Source organism: Mesorhizobium sp. M7A.F.Ca.AU.002.02.1.1 (assembly GCF_003998535.1).
Taxonomy (GTDB): Bacteria; Pseudomonadota; Alphaproteobacteria; order Rhizobiales; family Rhizobiaceae; genus Mesorhizobium; species Mesorhizobium ciceri.
In genome coordinates, this window is record NZ_RZPB01000520.1 from 1 (window position 1) to 4373 (window position 4373).

8 protein-coding genes and 1 pseudogene are annotated in these 4373 nt (G+C 61.0%); 6 read left to right on the forward strand and 3 right to left on the reverse strand.

All coding sequences use genetic code 11. From position 1 onward, the window contains the following. From EN879_RS25625 to EN879_RS25640, 4 genes and pseudogenes are all read left to right on the forward strand, one after another. A pseudogene (locus EN879_RS25625) lies at window positions 1–264 on the forward strand (hypothetical protein); the annotation flags it as partial. After that, window positions 261–1481, forward strand: a complete 1221-nt coding sequence (locus EN879_RS25630; RefSeq protein WP_063170167.1) for a divalent metal cation transporter — start codon at window positions 261–263, stop codon at window positions 1479–1481. The pseudogene EN879_RS25625 and the gene EN879_RS25630, both read left to right, overlap by 4 nt. A gap of 32 nt (window positions 1482–1513) precedes the next feature. After that, window positions 1514–1840, forward strand: coding sequence for a hypothetical protein (locus EN879_RS25635; RefSeq protein ID WP_335916772.1), 327 nt, complete (start codon window positions 1514–1516; stop codon window positions 1838–1840). After that, complete coding sequence (locus tag EN879_RS25640) at window positions 1840–2175, forward strand: hypothetical protein (RefSeq protein WP_244506918.1); 336 nt, start codon at window positions 1840–1842, stop codon at window positions 2173–2175. Before EN879_RS25635 ends, EN879_RS25640 begins: the two co-directional genes overlap by 1 nt. A gap of 30 nt (window positions 2176–2205) precedes the next feature. Here EN879_RS25640 and EN879_RS25645 read toward each other — a convergent pair whose 3' ends face one another. The 3 genes from EN879_RS25645 to EN879_RS25655 all read right to left on the reverse strand — a co-directional run bounded on the left by EN879_RS25645 (window position 2206) and on the right by EN879_RS25655 (window position 3209). Then, on the reverse strand, window positions 2206–2532 hold the full coding sequence (locus EN879_RS25645; RefSeq protein WP_063170168.1) for a hypothetical protein: 327 nt from the start codon (window positions 2530–2532) through the stop codon (window positions 2206–2208). A gap of 90 nt (window positions 2533–2622) precedes the next feature. Next, the gene (locus EN879_RS25650) at window positions 2623–2877 is read right to left on the reverse strand and encodes a DUF982 domain-containing protein (RefSeq protein ID WP_013533177.1); all 255 of its coding nucleotides are present in this window, start codon (window positions 2875–2877) and stop codon (window positions 2623–2625) included. A gap of 152 nt (window positions 2878–3029) precedes the next feature. Next, a complete protein-coding gene (locus EN879_RS25655; RefSeq protein WP_024502377.1) occupies window positions 3030–3209 on the reverse strand; it encodes a hypothetical protein in 180 nt (59 codons plus the stop codon). Between the two features lie 163 nt (window positions 3210–3372). Between EN879_RS25655 and EN879_RS25660 the strand changes: the two genes are divergently transcribed. Together EN879_RS25660 and EN879_RS25665 are read left to right on the forward strand one after the other, a co-directional pair. Further along, window positions 3373–4116, forward strand: a complete 744-nt coding sequence (locus tag EN879_RS25660) for a DUF4142 domain-containing protein (protein WP_063170169.1) — start codon at window positions 3373–3375, stop codon at window positions 4114–4116. A 20-nt stretch (window positions 4117–4136) separates the two neighbouring features. Beyond that, on the forward strand, window positions 4137–4373 hold a 237-nt coding region (locus tag EN879_RS25665; RefSeq protein ID WP_348631504.1), incomplete at its 3' end, for a general stress protein.

Below are 4373 nucleotides of genomic sequence, written 5' to 3' on the forward strand. Positions count from 1 at the left end.
GCATACACGGTGGACACGCTGCAATCGATCGCCAAGACGCTCGTAGATACGGGGGCGCAAATCCGGTCCGCCGAAACCAGTGAACCCACCGAGCAAGCTTCTCTGACAAAAGCAGTCAATGATTTGTCGGTCGCGGTGACGCGTGCCGAGGCCGGACTGCAGGCAGATGACCGGCTGGAAGTCCAAGACGCGCAACAGGATTTACGGCTGGCGTCGCGTGCGCTCGCTGCCGCCTACGCCAAGTATTTCGCGCCGAAGCCATGAAAAAGCTCATGGAAATATCCCTCGGCGTCGTCACCAGCGTCGGCGGCTTCCTCGAAGTTGGGTCCATGGCGACGGCGGCGCAGGCAGGCGCGATGTTTGGCTTCCAGTTGATCTGGGCGGTGGTGCTTGGCACCGTCTGCATCATCTTCCTTGTCGAAATGTCCGGCCGGTTCGCGGCCGTGAGCCATCACACGATCTCCGACGGCATCCGCGAAAGGTTCGGTTTCAACGTCTTTCTATGGCCGTTGCTTGCCGCCTTGCTGGTCAATTTCCTGGTGCTGTCCGCCGAGATCGGCGGCGTTGCCATTGCGCTCGAACTTGCCACGGGCATAGGCTTCCAGTGGTGGGCACTGCCGGTGGCTTTGCTGGCGTGGCTGCTGCTCTGGAAAGGCACGTTCGGCGTCATCGAGAAGGGCGTGTCGTTTCTCGGTCTGGTGACGCTGTGTTTCGTCGTCGGAGCGGTGATGCTGAGACCTGATTGGACGGCAGTCGCAAGGGGCGCCGTGCCTTCGCTGCCGGTCCACGATGCCGCCAATTACTGGTTCATGGCGGTCAGCATTCTGGGCGCCTCGATATCGCCCTACCTGTTCATGTTCTATTCCTCGGGGGCCATCGAGGACCGGTGGGACAAAAGCTATCTCGGCGCCAATCGGGCCATAGCGGGGTTGGGCATGACCTTCGGGGGCACCATCTCGATCGGCGTGTTGATCGTGGCCGCTCTCGTGCTCGCCACGCATGGCGTCACCCAGGTGGACGACTATCACCAACTGCCGTTGATGCTGATCCCCATATTCGGCTTCTGGGGCTTCGTGCTGTTTGTTGCTTCTCTCGCCATCGCCTGCTTCGGCGCTGCGCTCGAGGTCGGGTTGCAACAGGCCTATCTTGTGGCCCAAGGGTTCGGCTGGAATTGGGGCGAGGATCGCAAGCCGCGCGACGATCCGGGTTTCAGCGCCATCTACACGATATCATTACTGTTGGCGGCTATTCCCATCGCGCTTGGTCTTGACCCGCTGAGGCTCACCATCTTTTCCATGGCGCTGACGGCTGCCAGCCTTCCGCTGACCGTCGTTCCGTTCCTGTTTCTGCTGAACGACAAACGTTATGTCGGCGAGCATCGCAACGGCATTTTGTCAAATGCCGCCGTCATCTTCATCATCGCGCTTGGCTTCGTACTGGCGGTGGTGACCATCCCGCTGCAGATATTCGGAGGCACATGATGAAGTTGCTGCGTGATCTCCTGGACAAGCAGGTGGTCGACCGCGAGCAGGTCAAGGTCGGTAAGGTCGACGGTTTGGTGGCGCAGTTGCGGCCTGGCAAGCCGCCTCGGATCATTGCCATCGAGCTCGGCTCCATCACCCTGGCGCGTCGCCTCGGCGCACGGCCCGGGCGCTGGATGGCGCGGCTCGCGGTCAAGCTGGGCGGCACGCAGCATGGCGAACCTCATCGGATCGCTTGGCGCAAGGTGAAAGATATCGGCATCGATATCGAGTTCGACATCGATGTGCGAGAAACGTCGATCTTCGCCTGGCAGGACTGGTTGCGCGACCATATCATCGGGCGCATTCCGGGAGCTTGATGATGATTACGGTCAATCTCGAGCATCTGGCGGGGCGGCGCGTACTCTCGCAGCGCGGCAAGAATGTCGGTTATATCGAGGAGATCCGCGCCGAACGGGATGGTGACGATTTCGTCGTCACCGAATTCCACGTCGGGGTCTACGCTGCTTTCGAGCGTCTTTCGGCCTCGGCCATAGGCGTGGCGGTGCTGGATCTTTTCCGATTACGCCGCCGCGACGGTCTATACCGCATTCCTTGGGACAAGCTCGACATCTCCGATCCCGCGCGACCGCGGCTGCTGTGCCCAATGACTGAACTCTCAGGCATGAAGGACGCGCCGGACCTCCAGGAATAGGTCGTGGGTGCTGCATCGTCGGGATTAGTCTCAGCGCAGCATGCTTGCCGCCAGGAAGACCACGGCTGCTGTCAAAACGACAGCTGCAATCACCAACACCGGCCAGTTGCCGCCAGGCCGCAGTTCCGGCTCGCCTTCGACCGGACGCATGGCATTGGCAAAGCTGGCATCGTTTTCGAATTTTGGACGAGTGCGCGGCGGACTTGTCTCAGCGACCGGATTTTGTGTGTCCGCGGCCTCTGCGTCTGTCTCAAGCGGGGCAATGGCGGGATCGAACCCCGGCGTCTTGTCGTGCGTTGCTCCTGCCTGAACTTCGCCTCTGGCCGCGGCAGCCGTGAGACCTGTAACCTTAGCCATAATCTCTCCCCTTCGAACCGATCTCGGCAGTATCGCACTTGCAGGCGCCGGCGGAACCAAGCTTGCATGCGCTGAGGCGACCCACCACGGTCAGACTTGCTCGCTCAGCAGAATCCTGGCGTCCTTGGCCGCAACGATGAACGCCTGTCGTGCCGCCCTTGTCGGCTTTTCGCCTCGCATGACGGCAAGGCACGCTCTGATCGCGGCAAGACGCCTCTCGGATGTCGGCTTTGGCCAGTCCCGCAGCAGCACTTCGGCTGCGTCCGACACCGAAACCACAACCCTGTCGCGGTCTATCCGGCCAGGTTGAATGACAATCGGCTTTCTGAAATGTCCAGTACGCACATGCCTCTCCAGCGGGATGCACTCTATTCGACACGCCGCTGCAAGACTGCGCGTCGCGACGCGCTTTAACTCCGCAACCGTCGATTTGTTCCAGAGCACCTGGCGTTTGAAACAACTAGCCGTTGGCCGTCCGTGCGCGCCCGTCCCAAGACTTACAACAGGTCCTTGCGAAGGAAGATGCGTGCGTGCCCTGGAATTCCGAATTCGACTTTGCCGAATTCCTCGAACCCATGCTGCATGTAGAATAGCGGCGCCTGGAAACTGCTTGTCTCGACCACGGCTTTTTTGCAGCCACGCTGGTTCATGGTGCCGGCGTTCCTGTCGCCTGTCACTTCTCCACATTTTCCGTCGATGTGGCAGATCTCACGCGAGATAGTCCGGCAGCCTCATGCGTGGATCGTGGTGCTGCCGGGCCTGCAGGCATGTCGTCTGGGTATCGGAACAAAGCGCATCTTGGCCTGTTAGGGCGACGCATCCCAGGCAAGGACAAAGCCGATGAAAACACGACAATTTTTCGCATCGCTCGCCGCTGCTTCCATTTTTCTCGCCGTGCCTGCTTTTGCTGCCGACAGCGCCCAGGCCTTCGTCGACAAGGCTGCCATCGGCGGCAAGTTCGAAGTCGACTCGAGCCAGATTGCCTTGGGCAAGGTTCAGGACCAGAGCATCAAGGACTTCGCCCAGATGATGATCCGCGATCACGGCGCGGCCAATGCCAAGCTGGCAACGGTGGCCGGCGAACAAAAATTGAAAGTGCCGCCGGCGCTTGATGCCCAGCACCAGGGCGATCTCGACAAGCTCAAGAATGCGCAGGCTCCGATCGATCCAGCCTATGTCGACATGCAGCGCAAGGCGCATGCCGACGCCGTCAAGCTGTTCGAAACCTATGCCAGCGGCGGCGACAACGCCGGGCTCAAGACATTCGCCCAGCAAACGGTCGATACGCTGAAGACGCACCAGCAGATGATCGAAAAGATCGCAGCCGGGCAGGACGCCATCACGGGAGCGACAACACCGGCGGTGAAGACCGACAATACCCCCAATGCCGCCGCTCTCGTTCCCGGCGCAAACAGCTTCACCGAAGCCCAGGCCAAGAGCCGCATCGAGGGTGCAGGCTATACCAACGTGTCGAAGCTTACCAAGGACGACCAGGGCATCTGGCGGGGCCATGCCACCAAGGCAGGCGAAAGCCTCGCCGTCGGCCTGGACTATCAGGGCAACGTCGTTGCCGCCAGCAAGTGAGCACGGATCAGGAGAAATCAATGAAAACGGTAACTGGACTGTTCGACAACTATGACGACGCGGCCGACGCGGTCCGCGAACTGGAAGCCACGGGCGTCCCGCATGCGAACATCAGCATCGTCGCCAACAACTCGGATGACTGGTACGAGGGCGACCGTTCGGAGGCTGCCGAGGATGCCGGGGCTGGCGCGGGGATTGGAGCCGTGATCGGCGGTGCCGGCGGATTGCTGACAGGGCTGGGGGCCATGGCCATCCCG